Origin of the sequence: Kitasatospora sp. NPDC058190 (assembly GCF_042883685.1) — a bacterium.
GTDB lineage: Bacteria > Actinomycetota > Actinomycetes > Streptomycetales > Streptomycetaceae > Kitasatospora.
This window is the reverse complement of the sequence record NZ_JBHVVI010000223.1, coordinates 5001-7103: the sequence shown is the minus strand read 5'-3', so window position 1 is coordinate 7103 and position 2103 is coordinate 5001. Positions and strand designations below refer to the sequence as shown.

General features: G+C 40.3%; 2 protein-coding genes (1 of these 2 cut by a window edge). Both read left to right on the top strand.

The annotated features are described in order from the left end of the window. Nucleotides 1-116 precede the first annotated feature (116 nt). Complete coding sequence (locus ACFVWU_RS43735) at nt 117-1367, top strand: replication initiation protein (protein WP_376532906.1); 1251 nt, start codon at nt 117-119, stop codon at nt 1365-1367. Between the two features lie 137 nt (nt 1368-1504). After that, a protein-coding gene (locus ACFVWU_RS43730) for a ParA family protein (RefSeq protein WP_376296051.1) crosses the window boundary here: on the top strand, nt 1505-2103 show its 5' portion. 199 nt of this gene lie beyond the right edge of the window; 599 of the gene's 798 nt are visible here — the first part of the coding sequence; the start codon lies at nt 1505-1507; the stop codon falls past the right edge of the window.

Genomic DNA, 2103 nt, shown 5'->3' with positions numbered 1-2103 from the left:
GTGCCTGAACTATAACATTTTTGGTGCGAACTATAACATTTTTGGTGCGAACTATAACATTTTTGGTGCGAATTATAACAAAAAAATCCTTTTGTTATCGATGGATTTTTGTCATAATGAAGAAGCTCGAAAGGGAGGAAATTGTGATGAAAATTTTAGAAAAAAACGAAACACAGAACAACCATTTGGTGACTAAGTCGAATATGCTCATTGAAGCAAATTATAAATTAGGCGTGGTAGAACAAAAAATCATCCTTTGTCTGGCGAGCCATATTACACCTGCAGATTCAGATTTCAAAACCTACACCCTGCCTATTCAGGAATTTTCAGATCTCCTAAGCTTAAAAGGAACACCCAAATATACAGAACTGAAGCAGATTACGAAGGATTTGATGAAGAAGGTATTTGAAGTGCGGATTAAAAAAAAGGTCATACAGGTTTCGTGGCTCAGCTATGTAGCGTATAACGAAACGGAAGGAACTGTAGACATAAGGTTTGATCCCTTCCTGCGGCCGTACCTGCTTCAGCTGAAAAGGGAATTCACAAGCTACAAACTTGAGAATGTGGTGAAGCTGAAAAGCTCCTACGCCATAAGGATATATGAATTACTGAAGCAATATGAAAGACTGAAGGAAAGATCCTTTTACCTGAAGGACCTGCGCAAAATGCTCGGGGCTGAGGATATCTATCCTGCATACGGAAACTTTAAGCAGCGTGTTCTTGTACCAGCCCAGAAGGAATTGAAGGCTAAAACGGATATATCCTTTGAAATAGAAGAAATCAGGACAGGACGAAGAGTGGATAAAATCAAATTTTTCATTACTTCAGGAAGCAATGGAAAACCTGATCAATTGGACCTGCTTCAAAATCATTTGCAGGAATTTGCCGATACGTTTATAGAGAAAGTGAAAAAACTCGGCTTAAAGATGGGGGTAAGGTTAACGGACGAAGTCATTCTTTCATGGGAAAAGCATGGACAGGACAATGTAATGAGCCTCCTGGAGAAAATACAGGACCGCAAGGACATCGAAAACCCCGTCGGATACATAACCAAGGTCTTAAAGGCAGCAAACAAGGATAATGATGAATCAGAAGACATCCTTATACGCTTAGTATCTGACTTCAGAAAATCAAAAGAAGTACTGCCTGCTTGGTATATACGGGAAAAGTCCATTGAAAAAATGGAGGAAGTACTGAAATTGGATCATGAATCAGCAGCAGTTACATTTGAAGAAATTAAAGAAGAATTATTTGAAGTTCTGCAAATTCAGGAGCCGGAGGCTGAAAGTGATTCAGTAGAGGAGCTAGAAAAGCGCAAGCGTAAGTTCGAAAAGCAACTTAAGAAATTAAAAAAAGGCACCCATTAATGAGTGCCTTTTTTAATTGGATGACAAAGGCATCGTATAAAATAAGAAGAAAACAACGTTAGAAGAAAGGAAGAAAAGAAGAAAAGAAGAAAACAACGTTAGAAGAAAAAAATAAAAGAAGAAAGGGTGATAAAGGGATGGCGATTACTATTACAATGGGAATTCAAAAGGGAGGCTGCGGAAAATCCACCACAACCGGCATTCTCGCGCACTTGTTGAGCAGAAATGGATATAGGGTCCTTGCAGTGGATATGGACTCACAGGGCAACCTTACAGAGCTTCTGTCTGAGCAGCCTTCAAATGAGTATATGGGCAAGTCCGTGCTGGAAGCGATGCAGGAAGATAATGTTGAGGGCTACATACTGAATATCAACGATCACCTCGATCTTCTGCCTGCCAACAACTTTTTGGCAACTTTCCCGCGCTGGCTGTATACGGGAAAAACATATAAAGGCGATACGATCCCTTTTAGCGGGAATCCAAGTTCTGTCTTAGATCATGCTTTGAAGTCCGTCAGGGACAGATACGATTTTATCGTTATTGATACTCCTCCCTCCTTAAGCGAACAGACAACAAATGCACTGTGTGCCAGTGAATACGTGGTTGTTTTATTCGAATGTTCAAATTGGTGCTATTCAGCTATCCCGAATTTCATGGATTCTATCCATGGAGCCAATGAATTCGGAAAGAGAAATACTCAGGCGATCGGCGTGCTGCGCACGATGAATGATGTAAG